Annotated in this window: 16 protein-coding genes and 2 pseudogenes; 9 read left to right on the top strand and 9 right to left on the bottom strand. The window is 42.7% G+C overall.

From position 1 onward, the window contains the following. The first annotated feature begins 211 nt into the window (after positions 1–211). Entirely contained in the window at positions 212–988 is a 777-nt protein-coding gene (locus tag FD724_RS30300) for a red chlorophyll catabolite reductase (protein ID WP_179075173.1), read from the top strand. A gap of 131 nt (positions 989–1,119) precedes the next feature. Here FD724_RS30300 and FD724_RS30295 read toward each other — a convergent pair whose 3' ends face one another. Beyond that, positions 1,120–2,133 carry an NmrA family NAD(P)-binding protein gene (locus FD724_RS30295; RefSeq protein ID WP_256874399.1) on the bottom strand — a complete coding sequence of 338 codons (1,014 nt, stop codon included), beginning with the start codon at positions 2,131–2,133 and terminating at the stop codon, positions 1,120–1,122. Between the two features lie 106 nt (positions 2,134–2,239). On the opposite strand from FD724_RS30295, the gene FD724_RS30290 reads away from it, so the two are divergent. The 3 genes from FD724_RS30290 to FD724_RS30280 all read left to right on the top strand — a co-directional run bounded on the left by FD724_RS30290 (position 2,240) and on the right by FD724_RS30280 (position 5,612). Then, positions 2,240–3,001 carry a red chlorophyll catabolite reductase gene (locus FD724_RS30290; RefSeq protein ID WP_179075172.1) on the top strand — a complete coding sequence of 254 codons (762 nt, stop codon included), beginning with the start codon at positions 2,240–2,242 and terminating at the stop codon, positions 2,999–3,001. Between the two features lie 25 nt (positions 3,002–3,026). Next, on the top strand, positions 3,027–4,070 hold the full coding sequence (locus FD724_RS30285) for a nitrilase-related carbon-nitrogen hydrolase (RefSeq protein ID WP_179075171.1): 1,044 nt from the start codon (positions 3,027–3,029) through the stop codon (positions 4,068–4,070). Between the two features lie 123 nt (positions 4,071–4,193). Continuing rightward, positions 4,194–5,612 carry an aldehyde dehydrogenase family protein gene (locus FD724_RS30280; RefSeq protein WP_179075170.1) on the top strand — a complete coding sequence of 473 codons (1,419 nt, stop codon included), beginning with the start codon at positions 4,194–4,196 and terminating at the stop codon, positions 5,610–5,612. Between the two features lie 225 nt (positions 5,613–5,837). On the opposite strand, the pseudogene FD724_RS42175 reads toward FD724_RS30280, so the two are convergent. Together FD724_RS42175 and FD724_RS30270 are read right to left on the bottom strand one after the other, a co-directional pair. After that, positions 5,838–5,981 (bottom strand): annotated as a pseudogene (locus tag FD724_RS42175) (reverse transcriptase N-terminal domain-containing protein); the annotation flags it as partial. Between the two features lie 722 nt (positions 5,982–6,703). Beyond that, positions 6,704–7,527 (bottom strand): IS5 family transposase gene (locus FD724_RS30270; RefSeq protein WP_179075168.1). Its coding sequence is split into 2 segments (ribosomal slippage): positions 6,704–7,128 and positions 7,128–7,527, totalling 825 coding nucleotides; the frame shifts between segments, so codons are not numbered across the junction. 283 nt (positions 7,528–7,810) lie between these two features. Here FD724_RS30270 and FD724_RS30265 point away from each other — a divergent pair. Then, positions 7,811–9,466: pseudogene (locus tag FD724_RS30265) on the top strand (IS1182 family transposase). 118 nt (positions 9,467–9,584) lie between these two features. After that, a complete protein-coding gene (locus FD724_RS30260) occupies positions 9,585–10,019 on the top strand; it encodes a hypothetical protein (RefSeq protein ID WP_179075167.1) in 435 nt (144 codons plus the stop codon). Positions 10,020–10,398: 379 nt separating this feature from the next. On the opposite strand, the gene FD724_RS30255 is transcribed toward FD724_RS30260, so the two are convergent. Both FD724_RS30255 and thrB read right to left on the bottom strand, forming a co-directional pair. After that, entirely contained in the window at positions 10,399–10,908 is a 510-nt protein-coding gene (locus tag FD724_RS30255) for a hypothetical protein (RefSeq protein ID WP_179075166.1), read from the bottom strand. A gap of 43 nt (positions 10,909–10,951) precedes the next feature. Beyond that, positions 10,952–11,866, bottom strand: coding sequence for a homoserine kinase (gene thrB / locus FD724_RS30250; RefSeq protein ID WP_179075165.1), 915 nt, complete (start codon positions 11,864–11,866; stop codon positions 10,952–10,954). Positions 11,867–12,171: 305 nt separating this feature from the next. Here thrB and FD724_RS30245 point away from each other — a divergent pair, with 305 nt between their 5' ends. Next, positions 12,172–12,912 (top strand): RNA methyltransferase, encoded by a 741-nt coding sequence (locus tag FD724_RS30245; protein WP_163931278.1) that lies wholly within the window; start codon positions 12,172–12,174, stop codon positions 12,910–12,912. Between the two features lie 173 nt (positions 12,913–13,085). Next, a complete protein-coding gene (locus FD724_RS30240) occupies positions 13,086–14,651 on the top strand; it encodes a serine hydrolase (RefSeq protein WP_179075164.1) in 1,566 nt (521 codons plus the stop codon). On the opposite strand, the gene FD724_RS30235 is transcribed toward FD724_RS30240, so the two are convergent. Then, positions 14,642–14,833 (bottom strand): hypothetical protein, encoded by a 192-nt coding sequence (locus FD724_RS30235; protein WP_179075163.1) that lies wholly within the window; start codon positions 14,831–14,833, stop codon positions 14,642–14,644. The two genes, FD724_RS30240 and FD724_RS30235, sit on opposite strands and share 10 nt — an antisense overlap. Before the next feature lie 478 nt (positions 14,834–15,311). Further along, positions 15,312–16,427 (bottom strand): DNA-processing protein DprA, encoded by a 1,116-nt coding sequence (gene dprA / locus FD724_RS30230; protein WP_179075162.1) that lies wholly within the window; start codon positions 16,425–16,427, stop codon positions 15,312–15,314. Positions 16,428–16,650: 223 nt separating this feature from the next. Here dprA and FD724_RS30225 point away from each other — a divergent pair, with 223 nt between their 5' ends. Next, positions 16,651–17,730 (top strand): alpha/beta hydrolase, encoded by a 1,080-nt coding sequence (locus FD724_RS30225; protein ID WP_256874398.1) that lies wholly within the window; start codon positions 16,651–16,653, stop codon positions 17,728–17,730. Between the two features lie 114 nt (positions 17,731–17,844). Here the strand turns inward: FD724_RS30225 and FD724_RS30220 are convergent, their stop codons facing one another. Then, positions 17,845–18,534, bottom strand: a complete 690-nt coding sequence (locus tag FD724_RS30220; RefSeq protein ID WP_179075160.1) for an ElyC/SanA/YdcF family protein — start codon at positions 18,532–18,534, stop codon at positions 17,845–17,847. Then, the gene (locus tag FD724_RS30215) at positions 18,534–19,190 is read right to left on the bottom strand and encodes a DUF2301 domain-containing membrane protein (protein ID WP_114086217.1); all 657 of its coding nucleotides are present in this window, start codon (positions 19,188–19,190) and stop codon (positions 18,534–18,536) included. The genes FD724_RS30220 and FD724_RS30215 overlap by 1 nt, the downstream gene beginning before the upstream one ends. Positions 19,191–19,239: the final 49 nt, after the last annotated feature.

The following is a 19,239-nucleotide window of genomic DNA, read 5'->3' as shown; positions in this document are numbered from 1 at the left end:
ATCTCTTTGAAAATATTCATCTAAATTAAGAGCCAAATGAAGAATCATCGGCTGATACAGATTGCTGAAATAGCTTTATCATGCTTCAGTTAATGGGCTTTTTATCACAGCCCTAAATTTGATGAATACGTTACTTGATTTTGGCAACTAGCTAGATACCAAAAAGTGGCAAACTAAAATAAAGTTTATAGAAAAACCGCAAACTCAAACTATGACTCAGCAACCAAGCGATCTAGACAATAAGGCTGTATTTGAAAAGTTGTGGGGAATTACAAAAGAACTCCACCAAAAACTAGAGGCTCGTTTCCATTTACATCCAGACCCTTCTGTAGAAGATTTACAGCAATACAGCAGTCTCGATGGCAATATGAAGGGTTCACTGACTGCTTTTTCTGGGGAAGAAATTGACTGGCTGGTGCATTCGTGGCTAGGAAACCCGGAAAAATCAAACTTTAGCACTATGCGTCTCACCACTTGGTTGAAGTCGCATATTCAGGTTCCTCATTTGGCTTTTGAGTTTGGCACACTTCCAAATGGAAATATATTATTTTATATAGATTACATTGCTCGAACTGAGCTTTTAACCGATTTGGCATATCTCGATCGCTACTATGAGCCAGTTAATCAAACATTCTTAAAGTTACAGGAAGATTCGCGCCTCAAGGTATTTACCAGCAAAAGTCTGTATCTTCGATTATTTCAATCGCCTGTTAAATTGTGCTACTCAGGCGCACCCACCTTGGGAACCCTCGAACTAACTCGCACACTTGCACACGAAACCCTCGATCGCTGGCTAACTTGGATAGATACAGCTGAACCCTTACCAGAAGATGCACGCAACGCTTTGGCAACTCGTGATTTGTTGGTAAGGCGTACCAGTGCTGAACGCGATCCAGGCAATAAATTTGTCGCACAGATGTTTGGTTCTGAGTTGGCAGATAAACTTGTGCGATCGCTCTGGGGAGGTGTAATCGTTAAGAAAATTTAGACACAGCAGGGCAGATAATATTGATAATCTCAACTCATTCCGGATCTTGGCACTGCAAGTTACCTCTCACCTAGCTTAATCAGTTGCTCTGAGCAACTTGTTAAAGGTAAGCAAACTTTTGCCACAGTGTACTAATGCGATCGCAGACTCTCATAGGTGAGTTCCGCATTTGACCAGTGAGTTTCTGCCAAAAATTCACTAAATGTTGTTAGAAGTCCAGGAAACTCTTCTCGTAAACGCTGGACATCGGCTTGATAACCTTTTTTGCGATACCACTGAATCAAATCGAACAGTTCTTTTTGCAGCAGGAGTAAGAAAATCCAAGCAGGTGTCTCTTTATGGACAACTTTTATCCCCTGCGCTTGAGAGAATGCCTCTGCCATTTGCTTTGGAGTCAACACATCACCAGCTAGCTCAATTTCTTGACCAATATACTTGGTAGGATGTTTGATTACATAGGCAGCAACGCGGCCCATATCCTTAGTTGTAATTAGATGAAGGGGTTTGTCTGGCTGAATTGAAAACGGAAAACTACCTTTGAGAATAGAAGGTCGCGTGTACTTCTTCCAAAACTCCTCCATAAACAAGCAAGCTCGCAACATGGTAGTCGGTAAGCCCGCTTCTTTGAGAATTTTCTCTACTTGATACTTTTGTTCAATGCGAGGGATTCCTGAATTTCTATCCGCCCCACCTGCGGAATTGTAGACAAAGTGCTTAATTTCAGCTTGCTTGGCAGCTTGTGCAACTCGCCTTGCTCTCTCTACCTCTAGCGGGTCAATTTTAGCGGAGTCCGCAGAAGTGGCGTGGCAGTAAACAGCCGAAATTCCTGCAAAGGCTGCTATGAGAGAAGTTTCATCGTCGAGGTTGGCTTTTACCAGTTCAACTCCGGCATCATTGAGCTTTGCAAGAGTTGGACGATTAAAGTCAATTTCTCTAGTGATGACTCGCAGGTTGGTAACTCCCTGCTCGAGAAATCCCTTGACGACATTTCCACCTGTGCCGCCAGTAACTCCGATGAGTAAAACTTTATCGGTGTTTGACTCTGTGCGATCGCGGAAATTTGACATTCTCTCTTCTACCTGGAGTTTTTTGTTTAAATTAAGTTTATCCAAAGACAGGAGAAGCAAACAATAATTCCACGCCATTTTACAGTTGTTCTGGCTCAGTGAAAGAATTCTGGCAGAAGCTAGATGCTGGTTTTTTGCTTTTATATTATGTTTGTTTGCATTCTTATCTAAAAGGGTACAAACAATGCTTGAGCAGCAAATTAATGTAGACAATACAGCCTTATTTGAGCAGTTGTGGGGTTGGACAAATGAACTCCGTGAGAAAATAGACGCTTTTTTTGAATTACATTCAGATCCGTCTACCGAAAACTTTCAAAAGTACTCTGCCTTGATTGGAGAAGCGCACGGCTCACTCAATACCTTCTCTGGCCCAGAAATTGATTGGCTTGTGCATTCATGGTTGCGCGAACCTAAATCTGGCTTTTGCAATATGCACCTAACTGTTTGGCTCAAGTCGCAGATTCGTGTTCCTCATTTGGCTATTGTCTTTGCCACGGTTCCAGAACTGTTCTTTTTTATAGATTACGTCCCTCGCACTGATCTATTCACTGACCTCGACTATTTGGATCGTTACTACGAACCTGTGAACCAGACATATTTGGCGTTCCTGAAAGATTCACGTTTTCAGCAGTATATTAGCAAAACGCTGTATATCCGTCAGGTACAATCTCATACTAGTTTGTGTTACACCAGTCCAGTTACAGAAGAGACACTTGCTCGTGTCCACACGGTAGCGCATGAGATGATAGATCGTTGGCTAGGTTGGGTAGATGAAGCTGAACTAGTAGCAGAATCAGAACGGACTGCTTTATCTGAGCGTGACTTATTTGTGCGCCGTACTGTTGCAGAACGCGACCCAGACAACCAAATTGCTGTGCGGCTATTTGGGGCAGAAATGACGGATAAATTAGTGCGATCGCTCTGGGGTGGCGAGCGTATTCTATAAGGTAGTAAAAAAATTTGGATACAGCATGGCAGATAATACTGATAATCTCAACTCATTCCGGGCTTTGGCGCTGCAAGTTACCTGTCATGCAGTCAATCAAACAAGCGATCGCCACGAAGCGCGATCACTCATGCAAAACACTATCAACCGCCTAGCTCAACAAATTGCTGCCAGTATCGCTTTCATTGGCTTTGATTGTCGTTTAATTGTACTGCCAGAATATTTCCTCACAGGTTTTCCAATGGGAGATAGTCTCGGAGGATGGGCAGAAAAAGCCTGTATAGAAATGGCTGGTGCAGAGTATGAGGCGCTGGGTAAAATTGCCCAAAAGCATAAAATATTTTTAGCTGGTAACGCCTACGAAGTTGATCCCAACTTTCCTGGATTGTACTTCCAAACCTGCTTTATTCTTGACCCCTCCGGCTCAATCGTCTTGCGATATCGGCGGCTAAATTCCTTATTTGCTCCCACTCCTCATGATGTTTGGGATAAATATCTTGACTGTTATGGTTTAGAGGGAGTTTTCCCAGTAGCCAAAACTGCGATCGGTAATTTAGCAGCTTTAGCATCAGAAGAAATTTTATATCCAGAAGTGGCAAGATGTCTGGCGATGCGAGGAGCAGAGATTTTTGTCCATTCCACTTCGGAAGTATACAACAAAAACCTCACTCCCAAAGACGCGGCAAAAATCACTCGCGCCGTCGAAAATATGGCTTACGTGGTTTCAGCCAATACCGCAGGTATCGCTAATATTGCCATCCCCATAGCTTCGGCTGATGGTGGTTCTAAAATCATCGATCATCGCGGAATCGTTTTAGCCGAGACAGGTGCAGGTGAGAGCATGGCAGCGTTTGCCGAGATTGATTTAGGAGCCTTACGCCGCGATCGCCGCCGACCGGGGTTACATAATTTACTTGCTCGCCAACGCTTTGAACTATACGCCGAAAGTTATCACCAATCACACTTTTACCCAGCTAATACTATGCTGGAGGGAGAAATAGACCGCAAACACTTTTTGCAAACCCAGCAAGCCACAATTGATCGGTTAGCCCAACTGGGGATAATTTGAATTGGGGAATGGGGAATGGGGAATAGGGAATAGGGAATGGGGAAGGAGAATTATTGATTAATGCCCAATGCCCAATGACCAATGACAAATGACCAATGACAAATGACCAATGACAAATGACCAATGACAAAACCAATAGAAGTTCGCAATCCCCGAAATGGCAAATTTGATTACGTAATTATCCCGCCACCCCCAAGGTTGCTAGCACAGCAATGCAAGCGATCGCGGCGGGCACAAGTTAACTGGCAAAAGCTGGGTTTAGAGGGGAGAATTGAAGCTTTACAGCAGTGGAAGGCAGCGATAGTATCAGAGCGCGATCGCTTAACGGAAGCTCTGGTAAATGATACGGGAAGATTATCAACCTCAATATTAGAAATAGACTCTTTCCTCTCTAGCATTGATCGGTGGTGTAGGTTAGCACCAGAATTGCTGCAAGACTCTGCAAAAAACACAGCAATTCCATTTATCGCCTTGCAACAAACATCCGTTCCTTACCCCCTAGTGGGGATCATTAGCCCGTGGAATTTTCCTCTGTTGCTCTCAACTATTGATACCATTCCGGCGTTGTTGGCGGGTTGTGCTGTCATTGTTAAACCCAGTGAAATCGCTCCCCGCTTCGTTGCACCACTGACAACAGCACTCAACGCCGTCCCTAAATTGCGCGATGTCTTAACTTTTGTTGAAGGAGCAGGTGCAACCGGATCTATTTTAATTGACAATGTAGACTTAGTGTGCTTTACAGGCAGTGTAGCCACAGGGCGAAAAGTGGCAGAAGCGGCTGCTAAACGGTTTATTCCAGCTTTTTTGGAATTAGGAGGAAAAGATCCTGCGATCGTTTTAGAATCAGCCAATTTAGAATTAGCAACCTCAGCAATCTTGTGGGGTTCCGTCGTCAACACTGGACAGTCGTGCTTATCAATTGAGCGGATTTATGTTGCTGAATCCATATTTGAAAAGTTTTACCATCAATTAGTAGCCAAAGCACATCGCCTTGGGCTAGCCTACCCCACTGTCGAAAGTGGAGAAATTGGCCCCATCATCGCCGAAAGACAAGCCGCAATTATTAGCGATCATCTCCTAGATGCAGTAGAAAATGGGGCAGTCATTCACTGCGGCGGCGTAATTGAAGACTTGGGTGGGGGTTGGTGGTGTCGTCCAACAGTGCTTACCCAGGTTAATCATTCCATGAAAGTGATGACCGAAGAGACTTTTGGCCCCATTATGCCAATAATGCCTTTTTCCACAGTTGAGGAAGCGGTGTCTTTAGCAAATGATTCAATTTATGGATTAAGTGCTGCTGTTTTTGCCTCGGAAGCTGAAGCCTTAGAAATTGCCCAGCAGATAGAAGCAGGTGCTATTAGTATCAACGATGCTGCACTCACTGCCATCATGCACGAGGGAGAGAAAAACGCCTTTAAATTCTCCGGGATGGGAGGATCGCGCATGGGTGCAGCAGCGCTAAAACGGTTCATGCGAAAAAAAGCTATTTTAATTAAAACTAATGCGACTAATGACCCTTGGTGGTTTGATAATGAATCATAAATATTGTCAACAACTAATGGTTAATGCACGTTACGAAAACTCATAGACCAATACGGTTCATTTAACGATAGCTTTTACTTTCTTACGGAAGGCTTTAAAGTTACCCACTGATGGAGTGCTTCTAAATTTTCCGTTGCTCTGAACTCTAAGGTTCCAGCCGAGGAAGTCAAAACCATCTGTCGTAGCGGTTATTTTGGTTTTCTTTTGGCTTACTTGCATTCCGCGTTTGCGGAGAAACCGCGCTTTCCGCTTGTCTCCAACTTGAACCGCTTTAAATACGCGCTTTTGAAGGCGGAAAAGATTTCGGCGGAATTTCTTCCACGGTAAGGCTTTCCAAGATTCACTAGTTTGGTAACTGTGTCTAATCATTTTCTCTTCTCTAGTTTGTATTTTCTGAACACCTCAGTCTAATTACGGACTGTCCTACCCTAACTGTGGGGATTCCTCCGCTCGTCTGGTCTACCTGAGATTCGACTGTCTCAAGACCCACAATTAGTTTTTATTCGTTCCCTCGGAGAGATTGATTGTTCCGTTAGGTGTAGCCATTTCAACTATTGGATTCCCTAGACTCTTGCCGCTATCACCTCTAGAATGCGGCGGGATTTTCCAATGAAGTTAGGGTTTTTATGTTGCGCCCTATTCCTGGCTAAGTTGCTTTTCTAGGCTCTGTTTCACCTTGGGAACTCCCTGTTAGCACCAGTGTCAACCCGCAACGGTCGTCTGATTGCACCCTGTTCCCAGCTTCACTCTACAAGAACCGAGCTTATTCGGTGTGGGCAGATAAGGAGTCAATTCTGAGTCTGAATGGCAAGACTTACACTTGCATCTGACCGAGAGTTCAGCCTTTAGTGACAAGAACTCTTGCATAAATATTTTGTGGTATAATTAAGGGTTATTTTTATTTTCAATTTAGGGACATTAAAATAGTAAGAGATTATGATTTTCTTCTAACAAGTATTATCTGGCGATAAGCCTACGGCATGGCTTTGCTTACCGCTAGTCAAGAAGATGGCAGTAAACATCACTTCAGTTATTGATTAATACTGAAGTTATTGGATTAATTCGATTTTTTTATCCAATTTATATCCGATTTATATGGCTAATTCGTGATTATAAATTCCCGCAATTAAATTCGATCTTAACCCAAAACGTCGATGACGATTTCGATATCTATCAGACAAAATTTTAAATATCTTTAAACGACGATTTACGTGTTCAACAACAATTCTTAATCGATTGAGTTCCCGATTGTATTTTTTCTGTTCTTTCGTCAACTTTTTTCCTTTCGGTTTTTTAATTGGTGTTTCACTTAATTGATGAATTTTAGCAATTCCTTGATAGCCTTTATCCGCTATTACCTTAACTAATTCTCCAAATTTTATTCCACTATTTTTAAATAAGCGAAAATCATGGATTTTTCCCTTATCATGCCCCAAACAGATGATTTGGCTGCTTTTTTGGTAGATTACTACCTGCGTTTTTAAAGTATGTTCTCCCTGTTTTCCGCTAAAAATCCTTTTTGACCTTTCTGAGGTTTTTCAATTGGACTCTCGGTAACATCCATTACGACTAAACCTTCCTCAGATGATATTTTCCATAATTGTTTTTTCCCTGGTAGACTAAACTTTCTGGACTTAATTAAAATATTTTCGATTTTAAAAACTATTCGGCAAACCGCAGATTCTGAAAGCTCAAAATCTAATCCAATATGATAGTAAGTGCGGTACTCTCTCCAATATTGGATGACCATTAAAACTTGGTCTTCAATAATTAATTTAGGACGGCGACCAGGCTTCTTCTTCTTTTGAACATCAGCTTTAACTACATCAACCATTAATTCAAAGGTTTTACGGCTCACTCCAGTCATTCGCTTAAATTTTTTTGCAGTAAGCTGCTTGGCTTTCTCTATTTTCACTGCTCCTCAAAGTCCTAATCACAAATTGCCAAACCCCTAATTATACCACAAAACACTTTTGCAAGAGTTCTTTGGTTTCGTCATCTAGCAATAGGATTGTGCGATGGCGTACCCGCCCGCCGGATACTGTTGGCGAAACATTACTTAACATAAAAACGCTGATTTTACCATGTATTACATGGCGAGACTAGGCAACCTGCCCGTGTAATATACGGTAAGAAAAAATTTAAGTTAGCTGCATCAATTATCAATAAACTAGAAGAAATACTTGTGGAGGTAGTATATGTGCTTACATCCTGAAGAAATTCCTCCTATTCCCGATGAAACGGTACGTGTAGCTAAGACCGCATTTCCAAAAAGTAATTTATATATGCGCCTGCGCGACGAACTGGGAATCTTGTTTCAGGATGAAGACAATAATCTGTATATCCTCTAAGGGGGCAGTCAGCACAAGCACCTTGGCGACTAGCAATGATACTGTTAATGCAATTCTTAGAAAACCTGTCTGATAGACAAGCAGCTTCTTCAGTACGAGCAAGGATTGATTGGAAATATGCTTTATCGTTAGAATTAACGGACTCAGGCTTTGATTTTAGTGTTTTAAGTGAATTCCGCGACCGACTAATCTGTGGGGGTATCGAGCAGCAAATACTAGATAAAATGCTCACGAGATTTCAAGACATGAAACTGCTTTCAGCAAGGGGAAAACAACGCACCGACTCTACCCATGTTGTGGCAGCAGTCAGAGCGTCGAACCGATTAGAACATTTAGGTGAAACCCTACGTTATGCACTTAATGCGGTGGCAGAAGCTGACCCAAGTTGGCTAAAATTCATCGCTCCTATTGAGTGGTATGACCGATATACAAAACGTTTTGAAGAATATCGACTGCCAAAAACCGCACCAGAGAGAGAAGCATTGGCTACTCTAATGGGGGCTGATGGCTTTCGTTTACTTGATGCCATTTATACAGAAACATCCCCACAGTTTCTCAGAAAGCTGCCAGCAATAGAAGTCCTACGTCTTGTTTGGTTACAACAATATCATGCGCCCACGGATAAAATCGAGTTACGCAATGAACAAGATGGTCCACCCTCATCTGTGAGAATTTGGTCGGCTTATGATTTAGATGTACGTAATAGCACTAAACGCGCTACTAACTGGACAGGGTATAAAGTGCATCTGACAGAAAGTTGTGATGAAGATGGGCCACAAATCATCACTCATGTAGTCACAACTACCGCTACTAGTCCAGACCAAACAGTGATACCCTCAATCCATCAAGCTCTCGCAGAGAAAGAACTTTTACCTGAGCAACATTTAGTAGATCAAGGATACACTAGTGGACAGTTGCTTTCTCATTCCCAACAGGACTATGACATTGATCTGTTGGGTCCAGTACCTGTTGATGTCGGATGGCAATCAAAAGCAGGTTTGGGATTTGATTTATCCCATTTTCAAATCAACTGGAACCAAGAAACTGCCTATTGTCCTCAAGGCAAGAGGAGTAGCCGTTGGAAACAAACTCAAAACGCTGATGGCAACCCAATAATTCGTGTTAGCTTTCGTACCACAGATTGTTTAGTTTGTCCTGTGCGCTCCCAGTGTACTCGTGCAAAAACTCAGGCACGAGGCTTAACAATACAGGTGCAATGTGATTACGAAGCTCTCCAGAAAGCTAGAGAGCGGCAAAAAACTAAACAGTTTCAACAACAGTATGCACTGCGCTCCGGCATTGAAGGAACTATCTCTCAAGGAGTCCGAGCAAATGAAGCTGCGCGATTCTCGTTACATTGGGCTAGCGAAAACTCATCTACAGCATATTCTCACAGATGCTGCTATTAATCTAAGTCGAGTTTTTGCGTGGTTGGAGAAGATACCAAGGGCTAAAACTCGCTCCTCACACTTTGCAAGGCTGGCAGACGCTACTGTGTGCTAGGCATACCCGTGATTACTTGTTGCTCAAACGTCAAGAAAAATGTCTCTTCTTCCGTGTAATACATGGTTAATTATCGCCTTTCTCGGTTAAACTTACGATGTAATACACGGTAAAGTTGATGTTCAAACGGGATATTCAAGGAAAGTTTGCGCTTAAGAATGATGACTATCGTGAAGTGCGCTCTTTGCGACTAACAGATGATACTTGGAAAGCTATTGGTATTGCTTCTGAATGTTTTGGCTTAACCCGTGCTGATTATTTAGAACACATTGTTAGGCATAATACTCTACCAAGTATTACACGGGAAAATTCAGAATTTTTAGCTGACACTCCACCAGAAACCGAACCCCAACCGAGTATTACACCGCAGAGTGAGTTTCATCGGACATCTGATAAGTCAGCACAACAGTTTGTTGGGTTAGCGATAGAGGAACTTGAAATTTTACGTGATCGCATTTTGTCCCAACTGAAGTTAGGTAAGCAAGCTACTGGGTATAAAACTGCTCAGAAGGCTCTCAATCGTTTCATTATTGAACTAATCGGTTCAGTTTAGCCGTTTGGGGAATTCGCCAACGGTATCCCGCCGGAGGTGATCGCTCTTGAAGCCTCTCCAGAGCGAGGAGGAACGACGACGCAATCGCTTTAACCAGGGGATTATGTGATTACTTCGCTCCGTTATCACTGCGCTTGTAATGACAATTTAAGGGGTCTATAACGCCTGAAACCCTTTCAGATAGTACTTGTGTGTACACCGTAGCCTTAATAAAGGGGGGAACCGGAAAAACATCTATCAAAGTCCCTCTTTTTAAGGGGGATTTAGGGGCATCAAGATATGTGCAACTTCATATTAAATTGGTATAAACCACAAAAGTTTGATGAAATTTGGTTATGCAAATTAGAGGTGTTTTCGCTTAATGCTGTAGCTCACAGAATTAAACAATCCGGTTGACAATTGTCCACACTTCTAAATCAGAGCGGACATAAGGAACGGAGATTGTTTTGAACCCAGTAATGAAAGGCTTGTAATAAATCTGCCAATACATTGGACTCAGTTCATTGGCACAAGCCTTAAGAAAACGGACTTCTGCCGCCAATTCTCCAGCCAGTTGATTAATGCGTTGAGCATGAACCTGTGCCACTTCTTTCGCTTCTTCTAGCTGCTGTTGTTGGGTAAGTTGTTTTGATTCAACTTGCCAACGCACTAATTTATTTTGTTTTTGTTTGATTTGGACTTCCAAAGCTGCGATCGCAGCATCAATGCCCTGGAGTTCAACTGATAACTGGGCATTTTCCCTGGCTTGACGGCGATATGCTTCAACCATTGCCTGGGGTGAATCATTCTCGCTAGAGATGACATTATTAATAGTGAGTGCAGCGCGTTCTTCTAAAAGAATTTCAATTTGAGAGTTAAGCGCCGCCATTTCAGCCTGAATTTGCTCCATAAATCGAGTTTTAAGTGCTGAGTTTTAAGTGCTGAATAAAATCTTAAAAGCTTTTTGCGCCTTGGGTATCGAGAGATAGCGATCGCACCTCGGCTGTAATTCCTTCTTCTTGCCAAGCAGCTAACATCGCCGCCTCCACAGCCTTTGAGTGTAATTTATCCGCCAAAGCTAACAGTGTCGGCCCCGCACCACTAATTACCATACCATAAGCACCAGCACTAACAGCGGCAATGTTGACAGCATCATAACCAGGAATCAAAGCTTTCCGATAGGGCTGATGCAGCTTATCTTGCAAAGCTGTTTTTAACCATTGTCCGTTACCAGTTTCCAAGCCACGCAACAGTAACCCCAAATGTGCCGTATTGAAAATTGCATCAGCGCGACTCACCTCAGTTGGCAAAACGCCCCGCGCCTCTGAAGTGGAAAGTTCAAAATTAGGAATACCTACAACTGGTACAACATCTTTATGCCAAGGAACATCACAAATTTCCCAAGCTGTGCCACTGGTAGCAGCCAGACGACATCCTCCCAACAAAGCTGGCACTACATTATCAGGATGCCCTTCCATTGCGATCGCTAACTCCATCACCTGCGACTGAGAAAGAGTAGCACCCTCAAGTTGATTTGCAGCAACTAATCCGCCCACAATCGCTGTCGCCGAACTACCCAAACCCCTCGCCAGTGGGACACCTAACTTAATCTCTATTTTCACAGTTGGCGGCGTTTGCTCTATATGTTGATAGAATTTGACAAACGCCTGGTAAAGGAGATTGCTTTCATCAGTTTGGACTCGTTCAGCTTCTGTACCAGTGACATGAATAATTAGCCCACCTTCTTCTAGGCGAGTGAATTTGAACTCGTTGTACAGCTTTAAAGCTGCACCGATGCAATCAAAACCAGGCCCCAAATTAGCAGTTGTGGCGGGAACAGTAACAGTGATGGCAGAAACAACAGACATTGGCAAAACTCACTAATCATCAATCAGCATCTCACATAACCTTGATTTCTCACAAGTGAGAAATCAAGGGGTGTGGGAGGTGTGGGAAGAAGTCTTACCCCCCACACTCCCCACACTCCCCACACTCCTCTTCTCCCTCTGCCTACACTATGCGTAAGAAATCCGGGATAAGTGGTTGAATTCCACCCCTATAAAGTGTGAGTGCGTCAAACAGGTAAAATGATTTCAAGAAAACTCTTCAGCAGAACTACAACGCTGAGAGTTAGCCTAAAAATATTTTATGGTGCGATCGCAGGAGGCAAAAAATGGGCTTGGCTGGATTAAGAATTGTGTTGGTAGAACCAGCTGGGCCGATAAATATCGGGGCGATCGCCAGGGTAATGAAAAATTTCGGGTTATATAATTTAGTATTAGTGAACCCCCAATGCGATCCGCTCTCGACGGAAGCTTTGATGATGGCTGTTCACGCTCAGGAAATTATAGAATCTGCCGTATTAGTGGCAACCCTACCAGAAGCATTGCATGGATGTGTACGAGCGATCGCTACAACCGGTCGCGTTCGCAGTTTAGAAACACCTTTAGAAAACCCCCGCACTGCACTACCCTGGTTACTAGAGGAACCAGAAAAGCCCACAGCCCTGATTTTTGGCAGGGAAGACCGGGGATTAAGCAATGAAGAATTAAATTATGCCCAGAGGTTTGTTGGTATTCCCACTAGTCAAGATTATGTAGCCCTAAATTTAGCTACTGCTGTGGCAATCTGTTGTTATGAATTGTCACAATCTGCCCAACAATTTGACACTCAGACCATAACCCAAACGGAACTTGCACCCTTAGATGTTTTAGAGGGATACTACCAACAATTAGAATCACTATTACTGAAAATTGGTTATGTATATCCCCATACAGCAGCTAGTCGCATGGGAAAATTTCGCCAACTATATAATCGCGCTCACCTGAAAACTAGGGAAGTAGCTATGCTGCGAGGAATTTTGCAGCAGGTAGAATGGGCTTTGAAAAACCAGAGGGATGGTGAAAACTTATAATTATTCGTTTAATATATACGCAATCACCCCCCCAAATATTTAATATGGCTTAAACTAAACACAAAAATGCTACTTAGTGGCAAAGTGGAATTTGAGTATTAATATTGCTTAAAGATTAAGTTTTGGGTCAGGAGTCTGCAAGAAAACAGTCAAGTCGGTCACAAGGAGTAACTGTGTCAGAGTCAAGTGACGAACTAACAGCTTTCTCGCGGCGACAACCCCTAAATCGCCGCCAACGTCCACAAAAAGTTCAAAAAGTGGCGCAAAAGAAAGTTAAAGCTAATAGCCAGCAGCAAGCTGCCAATGGACGAGAAGCGGCGCTAGCACGCTCCAAAAATCGCGTTGCTCCCCCCCCAACCCCTGGTGCTACACGTAGGGTAAAATCGGGATTAGTCATGCCAACGGCAGTAAAACCAATACCAACTGTAAAGGGGAAAATTCCTCCCTTTCGACCAGGTGCTGTAATGGTGAAAACAGTGCGGATGGAAAAGCCAAAAAGAGGCCTGCGTTCATCGCGGAAAACGCGATTAAAGCCAATGGCCAAAACTATGTTGTATGTTGTGCGCTTGTTGATAGTGGGTGTTGGAATGGGTGCAATTGTGGGCACGGTGTTGTCAGTATTAGACCCAGCTAATCGCATCAGTACAACTTCTACACCTCAATCTAATAGTAATGTAGCGCGATCGCAGCCACAACCTACCCAAGCTCCCCCAACTGCATCTTCCGGCCTATACCTATCCCAGGAAATTATCTCCTTGAAAAATGCCGTGCAAAATTTGGCAGCGAACTACCCAAATCTTGCACCCGGTGTTTTCTTGGTAGATTTGGACACTGGTAATTACGTGGATGTTAACGGCTCTACCAGTTTTCCAGCAGCTAGCACAATTAAAGTGCCGATTCTACTTGCCTTTTTCCAGGATGTGGATGCGGGGAAAATTCGCCTTGATGAAATGCTGACCATGCAACAGGATATGGTAGCTGGCGGTTCTGGAGATATGGGGTCAAAACCAGCCGGAACCAAGTACAATGCCCTGGAAGTCGTCACTAAAATGATTACAATCAGCGACAACACGGCGACAAATATGCTGATTGCTCGGCTAGGAGGGATGGAGGCGTTAAACCAGCGTTTCCGCACTTGGGGATTGACAACCACAACAATTCGTAATATTCTCCCAGATTTGCAAGGAACAAATACTACTAGTCCCAAAGAATTGGCGAATTTGATGGCTATTGTGAGTCAGGGAAATTTAGTCAGTATGCCATCACGCGATCTCATGCTCGATATCTTGCGTCGCACCCAAAGGGACACTCTACTACCATCGGGTTTGGGAACAGGCGCAAGAGCATTCCATAAAACGGGCGATATCGGGACTATGCTGGCAGATACAGGTTTAATTGTTGTTCCCACTGGCAAGCGCTATATAGCTACCGTCATGGTACAACGCCCCGAAAACGACCCTCGCGCCGAAAAACTGATTAGCTCAATTTCTCGTGCTGCCTACCAAGAGTTTAGCCAAAATGCTGTTACACCCAACAGTACCACAAGCACTATACCCGCAAATGGTTATCAACCCCAGATTGGGAATCCTGCTTTACCCAACAGTACCACAGGTACTGTACCCATGAGTGGTTATCAGCCCCCTGTTATCAGTCCTGTACCTAATGGGATAGGAAGTACTGTACCGGCAAATGGTTATCAGTCTCCAGTTATGAATCCTCAGTATTACCCTCAAAGATAAGTAGGTCGGCGTATCGTTGGGATAACATACGGGGCTGGGAGAACTAGCGGTATGCAGGCGTTGCACTGAATTAAAACCACAAAGTATAGTCCGTAGAGGCTGGCGATCGCAATTGAAGTGACAATTTCTGTTTGCAAATCAAATAGGATTGCTATACCCGAAACTATCAACCAAATAGTCATTGCTCAAATTCAAACACTAATTGTCAAAATTCAAACGTTTGCAACAAATATTCTTCCATATATAAGAAACGCTTAAGTATTTCTTGCAAAGGTATAATCAGTTGTAGCAAATGCTTAATACTTTGCAACAAATACTCTTCCATGTATAAGAAACGTTTAAATCATTGCAACAATTGTTCTTATGAACTTATGAATTGATTAGTTATTGGTCATTAGACTTCGGCATTGCTGATGCGGCAGGAAACCATGATACTTATCTCTATAGTTCTGACTGATGGGAATTCTTTTTTTACGTTGCTGATTTAGATTATGAATATTGTCTCGTTTAATCTCTTTTCTCTGCGTTCTCTGCGCCTCTGTGGTTGAATAAATGATTTATAAACCGCAGAGGCACAGAGGACACGGAGGAAGAAGTTAAATTTAAATTAATAGAATTGCCTAAAGGTTGGGTGTGGACAAAATTAGGAAATTTTAACTCTTAACTTTTTTGATACCGCATCCCTGGTAATTGCGAAACTAAACCCATAAGTTCCAACTGCAACAAAGCACCGGAAACTGAGCCAGCAGCCATGCCGGTTTGTTGGACAATAAAATCAAAGGGTAAAGCATCACTTGTAAACGCATCCATTACCGTTTGCAATTCTGGCGATAAAGTTGGCATTAACTTTTCTGGCGCTGTGGAAGCCTCGACTGCATCAATTTGTGGTATTGCTCCCAGCATTGTTAACAGTTCATCCAATTCCTTGACAATCAAAGAAGCTCCCTGACTCAGTAACTTTAAGCAGCCTTGAGATGGATGATCGTCCACTCTTCCAGGTAAGGCATAGACATCTCTGCCAAATTCATTTGCGTAGGTTGCAGTAATTAACGCACCAGATTTTAATGGCGCTTCCATTACCAAGATAGCGCGGCTTAAACCTGCAATAATCCGGTTGCGGCGGGGAAAGTGCGTGCGATCGGGTGGGGTTTTTGTGGGGTACTCACTCACAACTAAACCAGCCGTCAAAATTTGCTTGTACAAATCCCGATTTTTATGTGGATAGATCACATCTACACCAGTTCCCAAAACTGCGATCGTGCGTCCACCTGCTTTCATTGCAGCACTGTGGCTTTCTGTGTCAATTCCCTCTGCCATCCCAGAAACAACTGTAAAGCCATTTTTAGCTAAAGCTGTACTAATTTGGCGAGTCCAACGGATACCATATTCTGAAGGTTGGCGTGTGCCGACAATCCCAACCATCGGTTTTTGTCCGAGATTTTCTTGAAGTTCGACTTCACCGCGATAGTACAAAATCGGCGGTGGACTGGGAGTTTCCAGCAGTAAGCGGGGATAATCTGCATCTGCTGGTGTCCAGAAATGGGAATTTTCCTGCTGATGCTTGGTGAATAGTTGTTCTGGGTGCAAACGCGATCGCTGTTGTACTACTTTTTCTAGTGTCTGAAAACCAAAACCCTCCACTTCTCCTAACTCTACCTTGGTAGCGTTCCAAGCTGTTGCCAGCGTGCCAAAATGCTGTTGCAGCCGTCGCAATAATACCGGGCCAATTCCCGAAATTTGCGCCCAAGCTATCCAATATGCGCCTTCTTCCACCACCGTTCTGTCCTCACGCCCACTGGATTGAGTATTCCCAAATTGGGCTTGGCTGTTGAGGGAGATGAGGGAGCAGGGGAAGAATTAATGACAAATGACTAACCCCTTGACTTTTGACTCTTGACTCTTGACTATTAACTATTGACTATCTATCTTCTGATCTTCTGTGATGAAATATTTTTATCGTCTTTTAATAAGCCTATCTGGGTGCTTAATATTTTTACTGGTGCATAGTGGCCTTGGTTTATTGCCTAGTTTGGCAGCCGAGAAAGTTACTGTCAGATACGGGTTGTTTGAGCAATCAATCCCGGTGGCAGATATACGCAACTATGGCGAGAAACAAAAGGCTTCTAGCGATTTGCAATCTTTCTTAGATTACCTCAGCGCTAAAGAGAAAGAGAAGTTTCAAGAAGCCCTTCAAGTGAAAATGTCGCTTGATATTGTGGCTTTAGATAAGCTGATAAATACAGGAATGGGCAAGCAAATTTTATCTTTTGCTTCTGGTGCGATCGCTCGTCGCGATCAAGCCAGTACACAAGCCCTACGTTCTGCCCTCATCATCGGAGCAAAATCACCAGAAGGTCTAGGATTAATCAGCTTTTTAGAAGCATATCCTAGTAATCAACTAGTTGTTGATGTGTCAAAAATTTCTAAGCTAGTTGGACTGGCAAATTCCTCTTCTAATTCTGCTGATGCACTACCAAAAGATAATGTAAGTTCTTCACCTTTTGGGAAAATTGCACTGCAATATCAAATACTCGCCGCCCAAGATAAACAGTTTTCAGGTTGTTTATTTGGCGATTCTATTTCGGCGGGGCTTGGTAATACCCTTGGGAGTGGCACTTTTAATTTTGGGTTAAATGGCTTAAGCACAATCTCTTTACTGGAACAATTGAAAAGTTTAATTCCTACTAAAGTTAAATGCGAAAAAGCTATTATTGCCGTAGGTGGGAATGATGCTTGGTATGGAATTAGTGATGAATTGTTTAGCAAAAATCTCCAAGAAGCGATCGCACTTGTTAGAACAATGGGAAATAAAGAGATTTTTCTGATTCCGGCTTTTTATTCAACAGTTGCAGCCAGCTTAGATCCAACTGTATCAGCCCCACTTCCTAAAGTTGAACAAATTAATGTTCTGATTAATCAAGTTGCTGAAAAAGAAAAAGTGCCAGTTGCAGCAGCAGGGCTAGCACCATTGTATGAGAATAATGTTCTTAAAGAGAATTTGACGAGCGATGGCGACCATCTCAATGCTGAGGGTCTAAAAATTTATCGACAAGCATTATTACAAATCCTGGAAAAATAATATAATGTCGTCTAATTTTCCATAGTAAAACCACCTACCAAAGTTACGTTTATCTAAACATAATTCGTAGTTTGTAACTCGAAATTACGAATTACGAATTACGAATTATCACCTTTAGGCTTTCCAATTCAAAAATCGCGCGTAAATATAAGCGATGCCTTCATCAAGAATTGTCCGCACACCTTGGCTAGAAACCCACCATTTGTTTGGATCGTAATCATGAGTTCTAGCTGCGATCGCACCAACTTGGACTTGAGGTGTAAGTATTTTTCTGAATAGGAACCAACTTCTACGGGTGTGAACATCCAAAGAAAAAACATTAATTGATTTTAGCTTTAAATTGGAATGGGATAGCCAGCGATCAAATTCAGCAGCAGATGCATAACTACGATCCTTTATTACGTTTGGTGTCGGAACAGCTACTACCTTCTCCGATTCTAAACCGAGTTTCTCAAAGGTAGCGGCTGATACTTCTGCAAAGCTTTTGTATTCGCTAAGATAATTTCCTTTTTCTATCGATCCTCCTGTAGTAATTACTAGATTATAAGAACCGTTTTTAAATTCAGTTAAAGCTTGTTGTATGGCATAATCTGGTAGCCATCCTTCAACAACTAATACTTCTGCTGATTTGATAGGGGAAGTCACGGCGAGAAATGAGTGTACATGAGTAATAACGAAAAATATTAAATAAGCAATCAAAGCGATCGCAATCGCCCACCCCTGAGCCGTAAGTGTCCACATTTCTTGGCGTTTTATTAGTTTGATTTTTGGAAAATTTTTACGCCGACGGTTTTTTGCCTGCATTAAATTTTAGCTAGACGTTGTTCTTCCAAGTAAGTAAATACAGATTTATCTCCAATATCAGCAGGAATTGCTTGCACTGTCTTTCGCAGGGCAAATACCAAAAACAACGTTGCCCAAATTCCTAATAAAACACTTTCGCCCTGAGTTGGTAAAATTCCCACCAAATGTCCTAATAACAGTAGCGGTACTATTAGGGTTAATACTTTAGTTTCTAAACGATTGAAGCAAAAAGCCTCTTTAAAATAAATCCCTGTCAAAGCAACGAAAATAAAACCAACCCCAAATAAGGTAAGAGGCTGATTGTAAACAGTCAGAGCTAAAGGTTCAGTACTAGAGATTGCCAGAATAACTGATGCCATACTACCGATCGCCCAAAAAATTTGCAACATTCGATGCAGTGATGCCATGTAGATATGAATGGTAAATAAACTTACACCAAGAGCGAGACTAAAACAAGCATATAAAGGTGTAAGTGCAGTTACAACAGTCGGGTTATTGTTGAACAAAATCAAAGCGCTGCCTATCGCAAAGCTGACTGCTGCTACCATTAAGCCAGCACGGTAGATAATTACGCCAGTGCGATCGCTCTGAGTAATTGTAAATTCCCCAAACTGACCTTGATAAACTTCTGGTGGAGGTAGTGTTTGCGTAGTCATAGTTAAAATATTGTTACGATTTACTAATAGAGTACAATGGGAAATTGCT

The sequence above is a fragment of the Nostoc sp. C057 genome (assembly GCF_013393925.1).
Lineage (GTDB): Bacteria > Cyanobacteriota > Cyanobacteriia > Cyanobacteriales > Nostocaceae > Nostoc > Nostoc muscorum_A.
This window is presented reverse-complemented; position numbering and strand designations above follow the sequence as displayed.

Bases quoted from the DNA above. Each gene is read 5' to 3' on its own strand.
- FD724_RS30290 (WP_179075172.1), top strand. From the start codon at position 2,240: ATGCTTGAGCAGCAAATTAATGTAGACAATACAGCCTTATTTGAGCAG.
- FD724_RS30220 (WP_179075160.1), bottom strand. From the start codon at position 18,534: ATGCAGGCAAAAAACCGTCGGCGTAAAAATTTTCCAAAAATCAAACTA.
- FD724_RS30285 (WP_179075171.1), top strand. From the start codon at position 3,027: ATGGCAGATAATACTGATAATCTCAACTCATTCCGGGCTTTGGCGCTG.
- FD724_RS30255 (WP_179075166.1), bottom strand. From the start codon at position 10,908: ATGGAGCAAATTCAGGCTGAAATGGCGGCGCTTAACTCTCAAATTGAA.
- FD724_RS30280 (WP_179075170.1), top strand. From the start codon at position 4,194: ATGACAAAACCAATAGAAGTTCGCAATCCCCGAAATGGCAAATTTGAT.
- FD724_RS30260 (WP_179075167.1), top strand. From the start codon at position 9,585: ATGTTCAAACGGGATATTCAAGGAAAGTTTGCGCTTAAGAATGATGAC.
- FD724_RS30245 (WP_163931278.1), top strand. From the start codon at position 12,172: ATGGGCTTGGCTGGATTAAGAATTGTGTTGGTAGAACCAGCTGGGCCG.
- FD724_RS30300 (WP_179075173.1), top strand. From the start codon at position 212: ATGACTCAGCAACCAAGCGATCTAGACAATAAGGCTGTATTTGAAAAG.
- FD724_RS30215 (WP_114086217.1), bottom strand. From the start codon at position 19,190: ATGACTACGCAAACACTACCTCCACCAGAAGTTTATCAAGGTCAGTTT.
- FD724_RS30235 (WP_179075163.1), bottom strand. From the start codon at position 14,833: ATGACTATTTGGTTGATAGTTTCGGGTATAGCAATCCTATTTGATTTG.
- FD724_RS30295 (WP_256874399.1), bottom strand. From the start codon at position 2,133: ATGGCGTGGAATTATTGTTTGCTTCTCCTGTCTTTGGATAAACTTAAT.
- thrB (WP_179075165.1), bottom strand. From the start codon at position 11,866: ATGTCTGTTGTTTCTGCCATCACTGTTACTGTTCCCGCCACAACTGCT.